This window comes from Streptomyces sp. NPDC001634, from assembly GCF_040298185.1.
Classification (GTDB): domain Bacteria; phylum Actinomycetota; class Actinomycetes; order Streptomycetales; family Streptomycetaceae; genus Streptomyces.
In genome coordinates this window covers 1-17,629 of record NZ_JBEOZU010000030.1, presented here as the reverse complement: position 1 = coordinate 17,629, position 17,629 = coordinate 1, and the positions used below count along the sequence as shown (strand labels likewise).

Below are 17,629 nucleotides of genomic sequence, written 5' to 3'. Positions count from 1 at the left end.
CACCACCGCGCGCGTGGACGCCGAAAAGAACACCACCGCGCGCGTGGACGCCGAAAAGAACACCAACGCGCGCGTGGATACGGAAAAGCGCGCCCCCGCGCGCGTGGACATCGCCGAGCTCGTCGATCTCCGCACCCGCCGGCCCGAGGCGGTCGCCGAGGCCGCCGCCCGCCGGGCCCGGCGTCCCCTGATCGACGGCACCGGCCGGCTGATGATCGTCGCCGCCGACCACCCGGCCCGCGGCGCCCTCGGCGTCGGTGACCGCAAGATGGCCATGGCGAACCGCGCCGAACTGCTGGAACGGCTCTGTCTGGCGCTGTCCCGCCCCGGAGTCGACGGGGTGCTCGCCACCGCCGACATCCTTGACGACCTGCTGCTGCTCGGCGCCCTCGACAACAAGATCGTCATGGGGTCGATGAACCGCGGCGGCCTCCAGGGCGCCTCCTTCGAGCTGGACGACCGGTTCACCGGCCACCGCCCGCAGGACATCGAGCGGCTCGGCTTCGACGCGGGCAAGCTGCTGCTCCGCATCGACTACGACGACCCGGGATCGCTCAACACCCTGGAGGCCACCGCCCGCGTCATCGACGAGATGGCCGAGCGCCGGCTCCCGGTCTTCGTCGAGCCGTTCATCAGCCGCCGCACCCCCGAGGGCCGGGTCCGCAACGACCTCGGCGCCGAGGCCGTGACCAGGTCGATCGCCATCGCCAGTGGCCTCGGCGGCAGTTCGGCGTACACCTGGCTCAAGGTCCCCGTCACCGAGAACCCGGACGACATGGCCCGGGTGATGGAGGCCTCCACCCTGCCGGCCGTGCTGCTCGGCGGCGATGTCGGCGAGGACCAGGAGGGCGCGTACGAGAAGTGGCGCGGCGCCCTGCAACTGCCCACCGTCAAGGGCCTGGTGGTCGGCCGTTCGCTGCTGTACCCGGCGGACGGTGATGTCGCCGGAGCCGTGGACACCGCCGTAGGACTTCTGTGAGGGTCGCATGAGCAACGAGCTGTACGTCCCCAGGGGCGCCACCGCGAACGCGCAGTACGTCCTGGACATCGACCCGAAGCGGGCCGGCTGGAGCCACAGCAGCCTGCGGATCGTGGAGCTCGGGCCGGGTGGCACACACACCTTCACCACGGGTGACAGCGAGTGGATCGTGCTTCCCCTCGAAGGCACCGCTACCGTGCACATTGAGGACAAATCGTTTCAACTCCTGGGCAGGGACAACGTGTTCGCGGGGGTTTCCGACTTCGCGTACGTGCCCCGGGACGCCCGAGTACAGATCGCCTCCGGCGCGGGAGGCCGCTTCGCCCTGGCAGGAGCGAAGTGCGAGCGCCGACTCCCCGCCCGCTACGGCCCCGCGCCGGAGGTCCCCGTCGAAGACCGCGGGAGCGGCAGCTGCGCCCGCCAGGTGCGCAACTTCGCCTCTGCCGACGCCTTCGAATGCGACAAGCTCATCGCCGTCGAGGTCATCACGCCCGGCGGCAACTGGTCCTCGTATCCGCCGCACAAGCACGACGAGACGCGGCCGGGCGAGGAGACGGAGCTGGAGGAGATCTACTACTTCGAGATCCAGGGACCGAACGGTTTCGGGTACCAGCGCGTATTCCCCTCGCGTGAGGGCGGATCCGACGTCCTCGCCGAGGTCCGCACCGGCGATGCCGTCCTCGTCCCCGACGGCTGGCACGGCCCTTCCATCGCCCAGCCCGGACACACCATGTACTACCTGAACGTCATGGCCGGCCCGGGCGAGGAGCGCCAGTGGCGGATCTGCTTCCACCCGGCCCACGTAGAAAGCACAGGGGGATACCGATGACCTCGACGACGAGGCTCACGGTCGCTCAGGGGCTCGTACGCTTCCTGGCCGCCCAGTACACCGAGCGCGACGGCGTGCGCCGTCGGCTGATCGACGCCACCTGGGGCATCTTCGGCCACGGCAACGTCGCGGGCCTCGGGCAGGCGCTGATCGAGTACGGCGACGTCATGCCGTACCACCAGGGCCGCAACGAGCAGTCGATGGTGCACGCGGCAGTCGGCTACGCGCGGCAGTCGAACCGGCTGTCCACACACGCCGTGACGACGTCCATCGGCCCCGGCGCGACCAACCTGGTCACGGGCGCCGCCCTCGCCACGGTCAACCACCTTCCGGTCCTGCTCCTGCCCGGCGACGTCTTCGCCACCCGCCCGGCGGACCCGGTCCTCCAGCAGCTCGAGGTCCCGTACGCCGGCGATGTGTCCGTCAACGACTGTCTGCGCCCGGTCTCGAAGTACTTCGACCGGATCACCCGCCCCGAGGCGCTGATCCCGGCCGCCCTCCAGGCGATGCGCGTGCTCACCGACCCGGTCGACACCGGCGCGGTCACCCTCGCGCTGCCGCAGGACGTGCAGGCGGAGGCGTACGACTGGCCTCAGGAGTTCTTCGCCGAGCGGACCTGGACGGTGCGCCGTCCGGGCCCCGACCCGGTCGAGCTCGCCGAGGCCGTCCACGCGATCCGTGCCGCCCGGCGCCCGCTCGTGGTGGCGGGCGGCGGAGTCCACCACAGCAGCGCCGAGGGAGCCCTCGCCGAGTTCGCCGAGGCCACCCTCATCCCGGTCGCCTCCACCCAGGCCGGCAAGGGCTCGCTGACCTGGGACCATCCGCAGGACGTGGGCGGCATCGGCCACACCGGCACGGCGACCGCCGACGAACTGGCCCGTACCGCCGACCTGGTGATCGGCGTCGGCACCCGCTACACCGACTTCACCACGGCCTCCGGAACCCTCTTCGCCCGTGACGGCGTCCGCTTCCTCAACCTCAACGTCGCCCCCTACGACGGCCACAAGCTCTCCGGGCTGCCTCTGATCGCGGACGCACGCACCGGCCTGGAGGAGCTGACCGAGGCACTGGAGCTGCACGACCACCGCGTCGATGCGGCGTACGTCGCCGAGTACACGGAGGACAAGCAACGCTGGGAGCACCGCGTGGACGCCTGCTTCGAGGCCGAGGAGCCGGACGTACGGCCGACACAGCCGCAGGTCATCGGCGCCCTGGACGCCTTGGTGGACGAGTCCGACATCATCATCAACGCGGCCGGCTCGCTCCCCGGCGATCTGCACAAGCTGTGGCGGTCCCGTTCCCGTGACCAGTACCACCTCGAGTACGGCTACTCGTGCATGGGCTACGAGATCCCGGCCGCGATCGGTGTGAAGATGGCCGCGCCCGACCGGCCCGTGTGGGCGCTGGTGGGCGACGGCACGTATCTGATGATGCCGACGGAGATCGTCACGGCCGTGCAGGAGGGGATCGCGATCAAGATCCTCCTCGTGCAGAACCACGGCTACGCATCCATCGGCGGACTGTCGGAGACCGTGGGCGGCGAGCGGTTCGGCACCGCCTACCGCTTCCGCTCGGCCGACGGTACGTACACGGCGGCGCCGCTGCCCGTGGACCTCGCCGCCAACGCGGCCAGCCTCGGTATGCGCGTGCTGCGCGCGAAGACCGTGAGCGACCTGCGGGTCGCCCTGGCCGAGGCGCGCGCCGCGGACACTCCCACTTGTGTCTACGTGGAGACCGAAACCGCAGACACTGTGTCGGGCGCGCCTCCGGCGCAGGCCTGGTGGGATGTACCCGTGGCCGAGACCGCGACCCGATCGTCTGCGGTCAAGGCGCGCGAGGAGTACGACCGGCACGTCTCGACCCGACGCCGCCATCTGTGAAGGAGTTCTTGGGCATGACGAAGATCGTCAACCACTGGATCGGCGGCAAGACCGTCGAAGGCGCGTCGGGCACGTACGGGCCGGTGACGGACCCGGCGACCGGCGCGGTCACCACGAAGGTCGCCTTCGCGACCGTGGACGAGGTGGACGCGGCCGTCGCGGCGGCCAAGGACGCGTACCGGACCTGGGGCCGGTCCTCGCTCGCGCAGCGCACGTCCATCCTCTTCAAGTTCCGTGCACTGCTGGACGCACACCGCGACGAGATCGCCGAGCTGATCACCGCCGAGCACGGCAAGGTGCACAGCGACGCGCTCGGTGAGGTGGCCCGCGGCCTGGAGATCGTAGACCTGGCCTGCGGTATCAACGTGCAGCTCAAGGGCGAGCTGTCCACGCAGGTCGCGAACCGTGTGGACGTGGCCGCGATCCGGCAGCCGCTGGGCGTCGTCGCGGGCATCACGCCGTTCAACTTCCCGGCGATGGTCCCGATGTGGATGTTCCCGATCGCCATCGCGTGCGGCAACACCTTCGTGCTCAAGCCGTCCGAGAAGGACCCGTCGGCGTCGATCCGTCTCGCCGAACTGCTCGCCGAGGCCGGTCTGCCGGACGGCGTCTTCAACGTCGTCCACGGCGACAAGGTGGCCGTGGACCGCCTCCTGGAGCACCCGGACGTCAAGGCGGTGTCCTTCGTCGGCTCGACCCCGATCGCCCGCTACATCCACACCACCGCCGCCGCCAGCCACAAGCGCGTGCAGGCGCTGGGCGGCGCCAAGAACCACATGCTGGTCCTGCCGGACGCCGACCTGGACGCGGCGGCGGACGCCGCGGTCTCGGCGGCGTACGGCTCGGCGGGTGAGCGCTGCATGGCCATCTCGGCCGTCGTCGCGGTCGGCTCCATCGGCGACGAGCTGGTGGCCAAGATCCGCGAGCGCGCCGAGAAGATCAAGATCGGTCCGGGCAACGACCCGGCCTCCGAGATGGGCCCGCTGATCACGAAGGCGCACCGCGACAAGGTGGCGTCGTACGTGGCGGGCGCCGAGGCGGAGGGCGCCGAGGTCGTCCTCGACGGCACCGGCTACACGGTCGAGGGCTTCGAGGACGGCCACTGGATCGGCATCTCGCTCCTCGACAAGGTGCCCACCACGGCGAAGGCGTACCAGGACGAGATCTTCGGCCCGGTCCTGTGCGTGCTGCGCGCGGAGACGTACGAGGAGGGCGTCGACCTCATCAACGCCTCGCCGTTCGGCAACGGCACCGCGATCTTCACCCGGGACGGCGGCGCGGCCCGCCGCTTCCAGCTGGAGATCGAGGCAGGCATGGTCGGCGTCAACGTGCCGATCCCGGTCCCCGTGGGCTACCACTCCTTCGGTGGCTGGAAGGACTCGCTCTTCGGCGACCACCACATCTACGGCAACGACGGCACGCACTTCTACACCCGCGGCAAGGTCGTCACCACCCGCTGGCCCGACCCCTCCGAGGCCCCGGCAGGCGTGGACCTCGGCTTCCCGCGCAACCACTGAGGGTGACCCGAAGCCCTGATGAGGCCGTCCGTTATACGGACGGCCTCATTTTTTTACGCATCCTTGCTGCGGTTCCCGTACGGTGAAAAGCCGCCGAGCGGCAGTGCATTCGACACGTGAATCAGTTGTAGATCACCGTTTCGCCACTGATTTCGTAGGTGAACACCCATTGACGTGACGGTTTTCGTCGGGGTTCCATCAGCGCCGGGAGCGGACGAAGTGACGTACGACAAGAGCCGCCGGAGGCGATAGCGCTCCCGACCGCCATCATCTGCCACACGAGTCGATCGGAACCGCCACATGACCGACACGCTCCGTCCTGTCGAGAACGCCGTCACAGTGGAGTCGGACAGTCCACAGAAGCTCAAGCGTTCCATCGGCGTGGTCGGCGGCACCCTGCTCACCCTGTCGTGCGTGACGCCCGCCTCCACGCTCTTCGTGGTCGTCCCCGACCTGTTCGGCTCGCTCGGCACCGCCACCGCCCTCACGATCGCCATCGGCTCCGTCCTCTGTATCGCCGTGGCGTTCTGCTACTCGGAGCTGGGCACCCTCATCCCCAGCGCGGGCGGCGAGTACGCCATGGTGTCGACGCTGGCCGGACGGCTCGCGGGCTGGCTGGTCTTCGTGCTGTCCCTGCTGGTCGTCATGATCGTCCCGCCCGTGATCGCGATGGGCACCGCGGACTACCTCGCGCCGGTCGTGCATCTCGACCCCTCGATGACGGGTGCCGGGGTCATGCTGCTGGCCACCCTCGCCGGCCTGCTCGACCTGCGTGCCAACGCGTGGATCACCGGTGTCTTCCTCGTCCTCGAAGTGGTGGCCGCGGGCCTCGTCGCGGTCCTGGGCTTCGCGCACGGCCAGCGTGGCGTCGACAGCCTGGTCTCGATGCAGGTGGCCGGTTCCGGCGCCCACGCCGACACCGTGACGGCCATGATGGTGGTCTCCGGGCTCGCCATCGCACTCTTCGTCACCCAGGGCTTCTCGACCGCCGTCTACCTCTCCGAGGAACTGGAGCACCCGCGCCGCAACGTCGCCCGCACGGTCCTCGCCACCCTCGCCATCTCCACGGTCGTCATCCTGGTCCCGGTCGTCGCGATCACCATGGGCGCCTCCGACCTGAAGGCACTGACCGGCGGCGACATCAGCTCCATGGTCACCGCCTGGTCCGACTCGGCCGTCGGCACCTTCGTCAGCCTCTGCGTCGCCCTGGCGATCATCAACGCGGGCATCGTCATGGTCATCCAGAACTCCCGCGTGCTGTTCGCCTCCGCCCGCGACAAGGCCTGGCCCGAGCCGGTCAACAACGGCCTCGCCAAGCTCGGCCGGTTCGGCTCCCCGTGGGTGGCCACCCTCGTGGTCGGCGTCCCCGGCGCACTCCTGTGCTTCGTCAACCTGGACACCCTGTACGGCGTCACGGGCGTCTCGGTGACCGGCATGTACCTGTTGGTCGCGGTCGCCGCCCTGCTCGCCCGGCGCGGTGGGCACGAGACGGCCCCGGCCTGGCGGATGCCGCTGTGGCCCGCGATGCCCGTCCTGCTGATCGCGGTCCTCGCGTACATCCTCAGCCAGCAGGAGACGAGCTACCTGCTGTGGACGGGCGGCATCACGGCGGTGGCCACGCTGTACTGGGTCCTGTACCTCCGCCCGCGCCGCGACACCCGCTGGCTGGTGTCGATCCCGGAGGACGCGCAGGCCTGAGCCCGCCCCCACGGGCTCGGATGAAGCGGACGGAATGGCCGAAGAGGTGCTCGGCGGCGGCCACTTCGGCGGCGGTGGTGGCACGGCGGATCCATGGGCCTTCGTACCACGGCTGCGGTATGCGGCATCAGGTCCATACGCCCCTGGGAGGGGGCGCAGTTCAGCCCGGCGGCTGCCCCGGTTGTCGGTGGCGGCGCTTACCGTTGACGCATGGATCTTCGACTGCCCGCGGTCCGCGGGCTGCGCCGAGGGACCGTGGCCGCCGTGGCCGCGGTCCTTCTCGTGCTGGCCTGTGTCGGTACGTGGACGGCCGTCGCCTCGGACGACGCGCCCGCCGTGCACCACACCGACAGAGTGATGGACATGGGCGGCGGAGTACGGATCGACACCTCGTACTTCACCTCGGGGTCCGGCGGCCGCCGCCCGGCGGTCCTGCTCGGGCACGGCTTCGGCGGCACCAAGGACGACGTCAGGGACCAGGCGGAGAAACTCGCGCGGGACGGATACGCGGTGCTGACCTGGTCGGCACGCGGCTTCGGGAAGTCCACGGGGAAGATCGGGCTGAACGACCCGAAGGGCGAGGTCGCCGACGTCTCGAAGATGATCGACTGGCTGGCGAAGCGGCCCGAGGTCGAGCTCGACAAACCCGGTGACCCGCGCGTGGGCATGGCCGGTGCGTCCTACGGCGGGGCGATCTCGATGCTGGCCGCGGGATACGACCACCGCGTGGACGCGATCGCCCCGGCGATCACCTACTGGAACCTGGCGGACGCCCTCTTCCCGAACGGCGTGTTCAAGAAGCTGTGGGCCGGCATCTTCATGAACTCCGGCGGTGGCTGCGACAAGTTCACCGCCGAGCTGTGCCGGATGTACAACCGGGTCGCGGAGTCCGGAAAGCCCGACGCCCAGGCACGCGCCCTGCTCGATGCGCGCTCGCCGTCCGCCGTCGGCAAGGACATCAAGGTGCCCACACTCCTCCTGCAGGGCCAGTCCGACTCGCTGTTCCCCCTCGGCCAGGCGGACGCGGCGGCCAGGACGATCCGGGCCAACGGCGCGCCCGTGGACGTCGACTGGATCGCAGGCGGGCACGACGGCGGTGACATGGAGACGAGCCGCGTCCAGGCGCGTGTCACGACGTGGTTCGACCGCTATCTGAAGGACGAGAAAGGCGTCGACACCGGGCCCGCCTTCCGGATCACCCGTACCGGAGGCATCGACTCCACGAACGGCGTGGCCCTGCTGCGGGGCGCGAGCGGGAACGCCTATCCCGGTCTGGAGAACGGGCAGCGGACCATCGAGCTCAGCGGTCGCGAGCAGCACTTCTCGAACCCGGCGGGCGCGAACCCGCCCGCCGTCTCCGCACTCCCCGGCCTGGGCGGCTCGGGCGGTCTGTCCCAGCTGTCGTCGCTGGGCATCGGGGTCTCGCTCGATTTCCCCGGGCAGTACGCACACTTCGACTCACGGCCCGTGCGCAACGACCTGTGGATCACCGGCTCGCCGACCGTGACGGTCCATGTGACCTCGACGAGCGACGACACCGTCCTCTTCGGGAAGGTGTACGACGTCGGCCCGGCCGGCACCCAGCAGGTACTGCCGTCACAACTGGTCGCCCCGGTCCGGGTCGAGGGCGCCAAGGGCGGCAAGGACGTCACGCTGACGCTGCCCGCCGTCGACCACGAGGTACAGAAGGGCCACCGGCTGCGGCTCGTCCTCGCCTCGACGGACCTCGGCTATGCGTCCCCGGCGGCGCCCGCCACGTACACGGTCTCCCTCAAGGGCACCCTGAAGGTGCCGACCGCGCCGGGCGTGACGACCGCGGCGGCCCCGCTTCCCTCGTGGGTCTGGTGGCTGCCGCCGGCCGGTGCGGTGATCGCCCTGGTCCTGCTGCTGACGGGCCGGCGCCGTACGACGGCACCGGCACCCGACCCCGCCCTGACCGAAGTGCCGCTGCAGATCACGGACTTGAGCAAGCGGTACGCGAAGTCGGCGGACCGGTACGCGGTGCGGGACCTGTCCTTCCGCGTGGAGAAGGGCCAGGTGCTGGGCCTGCTGGGGCCGAACGGCGCGGGCAAGACGACGACGCTGCGCATGCTGATGGGCCTGATCAAGCCGGACGGCGGCGAGATCCGCGTCTTCGGCCATGCGATCCGCCCGGGCGCCCCGGTGCTGTCACGGGTCGGGGCCTTCGTGGAGGGCGCGGGCTTCCTGCCGCACCTGTCCGGCCGGGAGAACCTGGAACTGTACTGGCAGGCGACGGGCCGTCCGCCCGAGGACGCGCACCTGGACGAGGCCCTGGAGATCGCGGGACTGGGCGACGCGCTGGCCCGCGCGGTGCGCACGTACTCCCAGGGCATGCGCCAGCGGCTCGCCATCGCCCAGGCGATGCTCGGCCTGCCGGACCTGCTCATCCTCGACGAACCGACCAACGGACTGGACCCGCCACAGATCCGTGAGATGCGCGAGGTCATGATCCGCTACGCGGCGGCGGGCCGTACGGTCATCGTCTCCAGCCATCTGCTGGCGGAGGTCGAACAGTCCTGCACCCACCTGGTGGTCATGGACCGCGGGCGCCTGGTCCAGGCGGGCCCGGTGGCCGAGATCGTGGGCTCCGGCGACACCCTGCTCGTCGGCCTGGCGACCGACATCGCCGACCCGCTGGTGGAGAAGGTGGCCGCGCTGCCCGGAGTGTCGTCGGCGGTACGGACGGAGGGCGGACTGCTCGTACGCCTGGCACCGGACGCGGCGGCCGGGGCTCCGCGCGCCGAGGAGACCGCGGATGCCGTCGACACCACCGCGGGTGAGCTCGAGCCCGCGGGCGTCGGCCCGCGCCTCGCCCGGTCGACGGCAGGATCCCCGGGCGCCCTGGAGCCTGTCGGCGCGGGCGGGGTCCCTCTCGATGCCTCGGCCACGGGGGCGCGCGACAACGCCGCCACGCTCTCAGGAGCGGGCGCCGAACTGGCCGTGCACGCCGACTCGCCCGTGGGCACCGGCACAGAGCCGGTCGCCGTCTCGGGGCTGCCCGCCGAGCAGACCGGGGCCACCGGGGTCTCCCGATCGGTCGCGGGCGCCGAGCGGACCGACTCGACCGCGGCCTCCGGGCCGTTCGCGTCCGCCGAGAGCTCCGTCAGGGGCTCCGCCGAACCGGTCGTCTCCGGATCCACGGCTGCCGCACGGCTGCTCGTCGAGCTCGTCCGGCTCGAAGTCCCGGTGTCCTCGCTCGGCCCCCACCGCCGTCTCGAGGACGCCTTCCTCACCCTGATCGGAGGTTCCGCATGAGTACGCTCGCCGAGCGGGCGGAGACGGCCGACGGGTACCGGGCGCGGGGCACACTGCCGCTGCGCGTCGAGCTCGTCCGGCAGTTGAAGCGGCGCCGTACCCTCGTCATGGGCGCCATCCTGGCCGCGCTGCCGTTCGTGCTGGTCGTCGCCTTCGCCATCGGCGGCAACCCGGGGAGCCGCAACGGCCAGGTCACGCTCATGGACACGGCCACCGCGTCCGGAGCCAACTTCGCCGCGGTGAACCTCTTCGTCTCCGCCGGGTTCCTGCTGGTGATCCCGGTCGCCCTGTTCTGCGGTGACACTGTCGCCTCCGAGGCGAGCTGGTCCTCGCTGCGCTATCTGCTCGCGGCGCCCGTCCCGCGCGCCCGGCTGCTGTGGTCCAAGCTCGCGGTCGGGCTCGGCATGAGTCTCGCGGCCATGGTGCTGCTGCCGGTCGTCGCGCTCGCGGTGGGTACGGCGGCGTACGGCTGGGGGCCGCTGGAGATCCCCACCGGCGGCGCCCTGTCCCCGGGCACGGCGGCCCAGCGGCTGGTCGTGGTGGTGGCGTACATCTTCGTGTCCCAACTGGTCACGGCGGGGCTCGCGTTCTGGCTGTCGACCAGGACGGACGCACCGCTGGGCGCGGTCGGCGGAGCGGTCGGCCTCACGATCGTGGGGAACGTGCTGGACGCGGTCACCGCCCTCGGCCACTGGCGCGACTTCCTGCCCGCTCACTGGCAGTTCGCCTGGGCGGACGTCGTCCAGCCGCTTCCGGAGTGGTCCGGCATGATCCAGGGCACGGCGGTTTCCATAACGTACGCACTCGTGCTGTTCGCGCTGGCCTTCCGCGGTTTCGCCCGCAAGGACGTCGTCTCCTAGGTCAACGGAGGATCACCCACCGGTCTCGACGGCCGCCCACCGTGGCCGCTTCGAGATCCATCCGCAACGCCCCGTACCGCACATCGGGGCCCCTTCCGCCGTCACAGTCACAAGACGTCGACGTCAACGGACGGAGGGGGCACCGATGGGGCGGTACCGGATACGACGACCGGTCGGCACGCTGTTCGCGCTCACGATCGCGGGCGGCCTGCTGCTCACCGGCTGCGCAGGGGGCGAATCGAACGGGTCGAGCGACTCGAACAGGGCGAACAGGGCGAACGGCTCGCTTCCGTTCCCTTCCCCTGCGTACAGCTCGGGGCGGCCCGACACCGAGGAGAGCGCGAACCACCTCTCCACGTTCGCCCTGGACGTGGACACCGCCTCGTACGGCTACGCACGCCGCACCCTCGCCGAGGGCCGGCTGCCCGAGCCGTCGACCGTCCGGCCGGAGGAGTTCGTCAACAGCTTCCGCCAGGACTACGAGCGCCCGCACGGCAACGGCTTCACGGTCACGGTCGACGGCGCCCGCACCGGACCGGGCGACTGGTCCCTCGTCCGGGTCGGCCTCGCCACCCGCGCCGCGCAGCCGGAGGCCGAACGCCCCGCCGCCGCACTGACGTTCGTCGTCGACGTCTCCGGCTCCATGGGCGAACCCGGCCGACTCGACCTGGTCAAGGACTCCCTCGGCATACTGACGGACCGGCTGCGCGACGACGACTCGATCGCGATCGTCACCTTCAGCGACGAGGCCGAGACCGTCCTGCCGATGACCCGCCTCGGCAGCCACCGCGCCCGCGTCCATGACGCGATCGACGAGCTGGAGCCGACGGACTCGACCAACCTCGGCGCGGGTGTCCGCACCGGGTACGCCACCGCCGTCGAGGGTCTGCGCCCGGGCGCCACCAACCGGGTGGTGCTGCTGTCCGACGGGCTCGCCAACACCGGCGACACCGATGCCGACACCATCCTGGAACGCATCGCGAGCGCCCGCCGCGAGCACGGCATCACCCTCTTCGGGGTCGGCGTGGGCAGCGACTACGGCGACGCGCTGATGGAGCGCCTCGCCGACCAGGGCGACGGCCACACGACCTACGTCTCGACCGCGGAGGACGCCCGCACGGTCTTCAGCGAGCAGTTGCCGCAGAACGTCGAGCTGACGGCCCGGGACGCGAAGGCGCAGGTCGCCTTCGACCCACGGACCGTACAGGAGTTCCGCCTCATCGGCTACGACGACCGGCGCGTCGCCGACAAGGACTTCCGCGACGACCGCGTGGACGGCGGCGAGGTCGGGCCCGGCCACACCGTCACCGCGCTCTACGCGGTCCGCACCCGGCCCGGCGCGACCGGCCACCTGGCCACCGCGACCGTCCGCTGGCAGGACCCCGGCACCCGGGCCCCGCACGAGGAGTCGGGACAGCTGGAGACCGGCGCCCTCGACGGCGACCTGTGGCATGCCTCGTACGGCCTGCAACTCGCCGCGACCGCCGCGTACTTCGCGGACGACCTGCGCCACGGCGACACCCACGGGAGCGCACTCCCCGGCCGGCCGGGACTCGCCGCACTCGCCGACCACGCCGGCGCACTGGCGACGCGCACCGCGGACACGGATGTGCGCCGCCTCGCCGAAGCGATCCAGGAGGCATCCGACCTGCAGGGCGCCGACTAGGCCGCCCCACCTCGCCCGCCGCGGCGAACAACCCCTGTGCGCACCGTTGAAATTCAGTGACTCATGAGTAAGTTGACTCACAAGTAAGTACGCATGTCCGCACGCGAGCCGCGACCGGAGCCGTCATGGGCGTACGCAGGGATCTGAAACGGGCACAGCAGCGCAGCGACCTCGCGGCGCGCACCGAGGTCGAGCTGGTCAGGGACGGGACCGGCGCGGTCCGCGAGGTCCGCACCGCTCCGATGGCACCGCGCGCCACCACGGGCAGCACCGCCGACCTGCCCTTCACCAACGCCGCCGAGGCGCCCGGCGCCGTGGTGCTGCGGCGCCGGGAGGGCGCGAGCTGGCGGCCGGTGACCGCGGCCGCCTTCGCCGCCGATGTCACCGCCGCCGCCAAGGGGCTGATCGCCGCGGGCATGGAACCGGGCGGCCGCGTCGCGGTCATGTCCCGCACCCGCTACGAGTGGACCGTCCTCGACTTCGCGATCTGGGCGGCGGGCGGCCAGACGGTCCCCGTCTACCCCACCTCGTCCGCCGAGCAGGTCGAGTGGATCGTCCGTGACTCCCAGTCCCGAATCGCCGTCGTGGAGAGCGCCGAGAACGCGGAAACGGTCGCGGCGGCGACCGCCCGACACCCCGAACCTCCGCGGGTGTGGCGCCTGGACGAGGACGCGCTCGGCCAACTCGCCGCGCTGGGCCGGGCCGTGTCCGACGAGGAGGTCGCCAAGCGCCGCGCCGCGCTCACCCCCGAAACGGTCGCGACGATCTGCTACACCTCCGGCACCACCGGACGGCCCAAGGGTTGTGTCCTCACCCACGCCAACCTCCACGCGGAGGCCGCCAACACCGTCGAGCTGCTTCACCCTGTCTTCAAGGAGGTCACCGGCCAGGTCGCCTCGACCCTGCTGTTCCTGCCGCTCGCCCACATCCTGGGCCGCACCCTGCAGATCGCCTGTCTGATGGCCCGTATCGAGCTGGGTCACTTCCCGAGCATCAAACCCGACGAACTGCGGCCGGCGCTGCGGCAGTTCCGCCCCACCTTCCTCGTCGGGGTCGCCTATCTCTTCGAGAAGATCCACGACACCGGGCGCGCCACCGCCGAGAAGATCGGCCGCGGGGCCTCCTTCGAGCGCGCCGACCGTATCGGGGTCCGGTTCGGCGAGGCGTACCTGAACAAGTTCCTGGGCACCGGCAAGGGCCCCGGCCCCGGCCTGTACGCCGCCTGGGCGCTGTACGACCTGCTGGTCTACCGGCGCATCCGCAAGGAGCTCGGCGGCCGCATGCGTTACGCCATCAGCGGCGGCTCCCCGCTCGACCGCAACCTCAACCTGTTCTTCTACGCGGCCGGGATCATCGTCTACGAGGGCTACGGCCTCACCGAGACGACCGCCGCCGCCACCCTCGTGCCGCCCCTCGGGCCCCGCCCCGGCACGGTCGGTCTCCCGGTCCCGGGCACGGCCGTCCGCATCGCCGACGACGGCGAGGTCCTCATCAAGGGCGGCCCGGTCTTCGGCGCGTACTGGAACAACCCGGCCGCGACGGATGCGGTCCTCAGCGAGGGATGGTTCGCGACGGGGGACCTCGGCGCCTTCGACGAGGACGGTTATCTCACCATCACCGGCCGCAAGAAGGACATCCTCGTCACCAAGGGCGGCAAGAACGTCTCGCCCGCCGTCCTGGAGGACCGGCTGCGCAGCCGCCCGCCGGTCGGGCAGTGCATCGTCGTCGGCGACAACCGCGCATATGTCGCCGCCCTGATCACACTGGACCCCGAGGCGGTCGCGCACTGGCTCGCCGTGCGCAAGCTGCCCCCGGACACCCCGATGTCCGAGGTCGTCCGCGACCCCAGGATGCGTGCGGATGTCCAGAAGGCCGTCGACCACGCGAACCAGGCGGTCTCCCGGGCCGAGTCCATCCGCAGGTTCACGCTGGTCGAGGGCGAGTTCACCGAGGAGAACGGCCTGCTCACCCCGTCACTGAAGATCAAGCGCCATGCGGTGACGGCGGCGTACGCGCGGGAGATCGAGGAGTTGTACGGAGAAAGGGCCTAGCAGAAAGCGGCCCGCCGAAGTGTTCGGCGGGCCGCTTCTCGTACGCCTGTCTCAGCTGACGCCCTGGACGCCGGTGGCGGTGGTGCCAGGGGTGGCAGGAGTGGCAGGGGTGGTGGTGCTGGTGCCGTTGCCGGACAGGAGCGGGATGTTGTCCAGGACGTGCGACAGCGGCTCGTCGCCCTTGGCCTGGGTGGAGTTCTCGGTGCACTGCTGGTTCGGGGGGGCCGACAGGACCGGGATGTCCTGGACCCCGACGGGAACGAGACCCACGAGCGAAGTGGCGCTGGCCTTCGCCGGCAGACCGATGCAGGGCTTGTTCAGGGAGCCCTGGACGAGCGCCATCTGCGGGCTCATGGTGCCGTAGGTGGCCGAGTTGCCGTACTCCTGCGTCGAGGTGCCGCTCGTGGACGTCGTGTCCCCGTCGTCGCCGAGCGCCAGCGCCTGCTGAGCGGTGGCAGCCGAGGCGCCGACGATGGACGCGGCGACCATTGCGGCAGCCATAACCTTCTTCATCACTTACCAGTCCCTTCTGGAGAAACCCCGTCCGCCGGAGCTCTCTGGACAACTGCCGGGCGATCACTTGGTTGCTCTCATTCACTCCGTTGGCCCATGCGGGGAGGTCGGCATCCGCTTCACATTTTCACCGCGGATTAACTCGATTGCCGCATCGAAGAACCCGACCGGGTGAACAGCCGAAACCAATCAAAAGGGTCCGGGTTGGTGCGAGCAGCAGGAACATGTGTCTCTGCAGGAAAGGAACTTGAAATGTTCAAGAAGGCAATGGCCGTGGCGGCGGTCGCGGCTTCCGTCGTCGGTGCCTCGGCGGCGGCCGCCCCGCAGGCGCTTGCCCTCGGTGACGACACTGGCACCACGTCCACCAGCGGCACCTCGGCGCAGACCTACGGCAACCAGGCGACGCAAGGCGCCATGAGCCCGCAGCTCAGCCTGGTCCAGGGCTCGGCGAACAAGGCCTGTGTGGGTCTGCCGGCGAAGGCCAACGCCACTTCGCTCGCGGGTCTCGTTCCCGTCGGGGTCCAGGACATCCCGGTCCTGTCGGCCGCGCCGAACCAGCAGTGCACCGAGAACTCCACCCAGGCGAAGGGCGACGAGCCGCTGTCGCATGTCGTGGACAACATCCCGGTCCTGTCGGGGAACGGCACCAGCAGCTGACCTCCCGCGCGGTGCTGTATTCGTATGAATTCAGCGATGGCGTTCGAGTGAAACATGCGGCGCTCCGCGTTCGGGAGTTGCTTCTGCCGTCTATTCCTCGTTTCACAGACTGCAGGTCGTGCGGCGGGCAGTTCAAGCTGTGCCCGCTCGGTTCACGCCGTCACAGGGGCACGACCGCACAGAAGGGAAACTCCGTGAAGCACAAGAAGAGCGCTGCCGTCCTTGCCGGCGCCATCATGACCCTTGGTCTGGCCGCGCCGGCCATGGCCGACAACGGTGTTACGGGTTCCGCGGTCGGCTCCCCGGGCGTCGTCTCCGGGAATGTCATCCAGGTTCCCCTGACCGTTCCCGTCAACGCGTGCGGCCTCGGCATCAGCCTCGTCGGGCTGCTGAACCCGACGACCGGCAACGCGTGCTCGAACAGCATCTGACGTCATAGCCGCCAACGGCTGACGTCGTCACAACACCAGCCGCCCGGCGGTGTCACGGCCGGCCTTGGACTGCTCTTTTCGCTTCCAGGGCCGGCCTTCCCACTTCTCCTACCTCTACCAGCAGGAAGACAACGAGATTGCGACAGACCCTGAGCAGGGGAATGGTCGCGGCAGCCGCCGCGACGGGCATTCTGTCCCTGTGCGGCAGCCCGGTGCACGCGGACTCGCACGCCGACGGCACCTCGGCCGGATCACCCGGCGTCGCCTCCGGCAACACCGTCCAGGCCCCCGTGGATGTCCCGGTCAACCTCTGCGGCAACACTGTCGACGTGGCCGCCGCGTTGAACCCGGCCTTCGGTAACGCCTGTGCCCACGGTTCCAGTGGGCAGGGGGCGACGGTCGGCTCGCAGGCCACCGGCTCCGCGACCGGATCACCCGGCGTCATTTCCGGAAACAACGTCCAGGCCCCCGTGTCCGCCCCGGTCAACGCCTGCGGCAACGCGGTCAACGCCGTCGGTTTGCTGAACCCGGTCTCCGGCAACGGCTGTGCGAACGGCTCCGGTGGGAAGGGGGCGACGGTCGGCTCGCAGGCCACCGGCACCTCGAGCGAATCACCCGGCGTCGCCTCCGGCAACACCGTCCAGGCCCCCGTGGATGCCCCGGTCAACCTCTGCGGCAACGGGGTCATGGCTGCCGCCCTGTTGAACCCGGTCTCCGGCAACGGCTGTGCGAATGGCTCCGCCACTCAGGCACCCCCGTCGACCCCGACGACCCCGACCACACCGACGACGCCGACGACCCCGACCGGGCCCGGCACGCCGACGACCCCGACAACCCCGACCGGGCCCGGCACGCCGACGACCCCGACAACCCCGACCGGGCCCGGCACGCCGACGACCCCGACAACCCCTTCGGCTCCGACCGTCCCGACCGTCCCGGCGCAGACGCCCCGCGACAGCGGCTCCGGCAACAACCACAACCCCGGCGGGCAGGACAACGGCCGGCCCGTGACCCCACCGCGGACGATTCCGGTGCACGCACCGCACGTGCCGCAGGCCGGCTCGCGAGTGGTCCCGCCCTCCGTGCCCTCGCACAGGGCGCCCGCCCTGGCCCAGACCGGCAGTGAGGGCGTGCTCGCGGCCTCGGCCGTCAGTATCGCGATGCTGGCCGGCGGCCTCATCCTGTACCGACGGGGCCGCGTCACATCCCACCGGTAGCGCGGCGGGGGGCGGGCGCCCCCCCCCCCGCCCCGCCGACCCGCGGCCCACCCAC

At 70.9% G+C, this 17,629-nt stretch carries 13 protein-coding genes; 12 read left to right on the top strand and 1 reads right to left on the bottom strand.

What is annotated here, in order from left to right:
* Window positions 1-103 precede the first annotated feature (103 nt).
* From ABT186_RS21330 to ABT186_RS21290, 9 genes are all read left to right on the top strand, one after another.
* The gene (locus tag ABT186_RS21330; protein WP_502973278.1) at window positions 104-979 is read left to right on the top strand and encodes a Cgl0159 family (beta/alpha)8-fold protein; all 876 of its coding nucleotides are present in this window, start codon (window positions 104-106) and stop codon (window positions 977-979) included.
* A 7-nt stretch (window positions 980-986) separates the two neighbouring features.
* Complete coding sequence (gene iolB / locus ABT186_RS21325) at window positions 987-1,808, top strand: 5-deoxy-glucuronate isomerase (protein ID WP_351232989.1); 822 nt, start codon at window positions 987-989, stop codon at window positions 1,806-1,808.
* On the top strand, window positions 1,805-3,688 hold the full coding sequence (gene iolD / locus ABT186_RS21320) for a 3D-(3,5/4)-trihydroxycyclohexane-1,2-dione acylhydrolase (decyclizing) (RefSeq protein WP_351926261.1): 1,884 nt from the start codon (window positions 1,805-1,807) through the stop codon (window positions 3,686-3,688). Before iolB ends, iolD begins: the two co-directional genes overlap by 4 nt.
* Window positions 3,689-3,702: 14 nt before the next feature.
* Window positions 3,703-5,205 (top strand): CoA-acylating methylmalonate-semialdehyde dehydrogenase, encoded by a 1,503-nt coding sequence (gene mmsA / locus ABT186_RS21315; protein WP_351926259.1) that lies wholly within the window; start codon window positions 3,703-3,705, stop codon window positions 5,203-5,205.
* 300 nt (window positions 5,206-5,505) lie between these two features.
* Window positions 5,506-6,903 carry an APC family permease gene (locus ABT186_RS21310; RefSeq protein WP_351232983.1) on the top strand — a complete coding sequence of 466 codons (1,398 nt, stop codon included), beginning with the start codon at window positions 5,506-5,508 and terminating at the stop codon, window positions 6,901-6,903.
* A 210-nt stretch (window positions 6,904-7,113) separates the two neighbouring features.
* A complete protein-coding gene (locus ABT186_RS21305; RefSeq protein ID WP_351926257.1) occupies window positions 7,114-10,179 on the top strand; it encodes an alpha/beta fold hydrolase in 3,066 nt (1,021 codons plus the stop codon).
* A complete protein-coding gene (locus tag ABT186_RS21300; RefSeq protein ID WP_351232979.1) occupies window positions 10,176-11,039 on the top strand; it encodes an ABC transporter permease in 864 nt (287 codons plus the stop codon). Before ABT186_RS21305 ends, ABT186_RS21300 begins: the two co-directional genes overlap by 4 nt.
* Before the next feature lie 145 nt (window positions 11,040-11,184).
* Window positions 11,185-12,705 (top strand): vWA domain-containing protein, encoded by a 1,521-nt coding sequence (locus tag ABT186_RS21295; RefSeq protein WP_351926255.1) that lies wholly within the window; start codon window positions 11,185-11,187, stop codon window positions 12,703-12,705.
* A gap of 125 nt (window positions 12,706-12,830) precedes the next feature.
* Entirely contained in the window at window positions 12,831-14,756 is a 1,926-nt protein-coding gene (locus tag ABT186_RS21290) for an AMP-dependent synthetase/ligase (protein WP_351926253.1), read from the top strand.
* A 51-nt stretch (window positions 14,757-14,807) separates the two neighbouring features.
* Here the strand turns inward: ABT186_RS21290 and ABT186_RS21285 are convergent, their stop codons facing one another.
* Complete coding sequence (locus ABT186_RS21285; protein WP_351232975.1) at window positions 14,808-15,272, bottom strand: rodlin; 465 nt, start codon at window positions 15,270-15,272, stop codon at window positions 14,808-14,810.
* A gap of 249 nt (window positions 15,273-15,521) precedes the next feature.
* Here ABT186_RS21285 and ABT186_RS21280 point away from each other — a divergent pair, with 249 nt between their 5' ends.
* From ABT186_RS21280 to ABT186_RS21270, 3 genes are all read left to right on the top strand, one after another.
* Complete coding sequence (locus ABT186_RS21280; protein ID WP_351232973.1) at window positions 15,522-15,926, top strand: rodlin; 405 nt, start codon at window positions 15,522-15,524, stop codon at window positions 15,924-15,926.
* A 236-nt stretch (window positions 15,927-16,162) separates the two neighbouring features.
* A complete protein-coding gene (locus ABT186_RS21275; protein WP_351233002.1) occupies window positions 16,163-16,357 on the top strand; it encodes a chaplin in 195 nt (64 codons plus the stop codon).
* 137 nt (window positions 16,358-16,494) lie between these two features.
* A complete protein-coding gene (locus ABT186_RS21270; protein WP_351926251.1) occupies window positions 16,495-17,574 on the top strand; it encodes a chaplin in 1,080 nt (359 codons plus the stop codon).
* Window positions 17,575-17,629 lie beyond the last annotated feature (55 nt).

Excerpts from the sequence above, each read along its gene's own strand:
- ABT186_RS21295 (WP_351926255.1), top strand. The coding sequence starts at position 11,185 with ATGGGGCGGTACCGGATACGACGACCGGTCGGCACGCTGTTCGCGCTC.
- iolB (WP_351232989.1), top strand. The coding sequence starts at position 987 with ATGAGCAACGAGCTGTACGTCCCCAGGGGCGCCACCGCGAACGCGCAG.
- ABT186_RS21280 (WP_351232973.1), top strand. The coding sequence starts at position 15,522 with ATGTTCAAGAAGGCAATGGCCGTGGCGGCGGTCGCGGCTTCCGTCGTC.
- ABT186_RS21310 (WP_351232983.1), top strand. The coding sequence starts at position 5,506 with ATGACCGACACGCTCCGTCCTGTCGAGAACGCCGTCACAGTGGAGTCG.
- ABT186_RS21290 (WP_351926253.1), top strand. The coding sequence starts at position 12,831 with ATGGGCGTACGCAGGGATCTGAAACGGGCACAGCAGCGCAGCGACCTC.
- ABT186_RS21305 (WP_351926257.1), top strand. The coding sequence starts at position 7,114 with ATGGATCTTCGACTGCCCGCGGTCCGCGGGCTGCGCCGAGGGACCGTG.
- ABT186_RS21300 (WP_351232979.1), top strand. The coding sequence starts at position 10,176 with ATGAGTACGCTCGCCGAGCGGGCGGAGACGGCCGACGGGTACCGGGCG.
- ABT186_RS21275 (WP_351233002.1), top strand. The coding sequence starts at position 16,163 with ATGACCCTTGGTCTGGCCGCGCCGGCCATGGCCGACAACGGTGTTACG.
- iolD (WP_351926261.1), top strand. The coding sequence starts at position 1,805 with ATGACCTCGACGACGAGGCTCACGGTCGCTCAGGGGCTCGTACGCTTC.
- mmsA (WP_351926259.1), top strand. The coding sequence starts at position 3,703 with ATGACGAAGATCGTCAACCACTGGATCGGCGGCAAGACCGTCGAAGGC.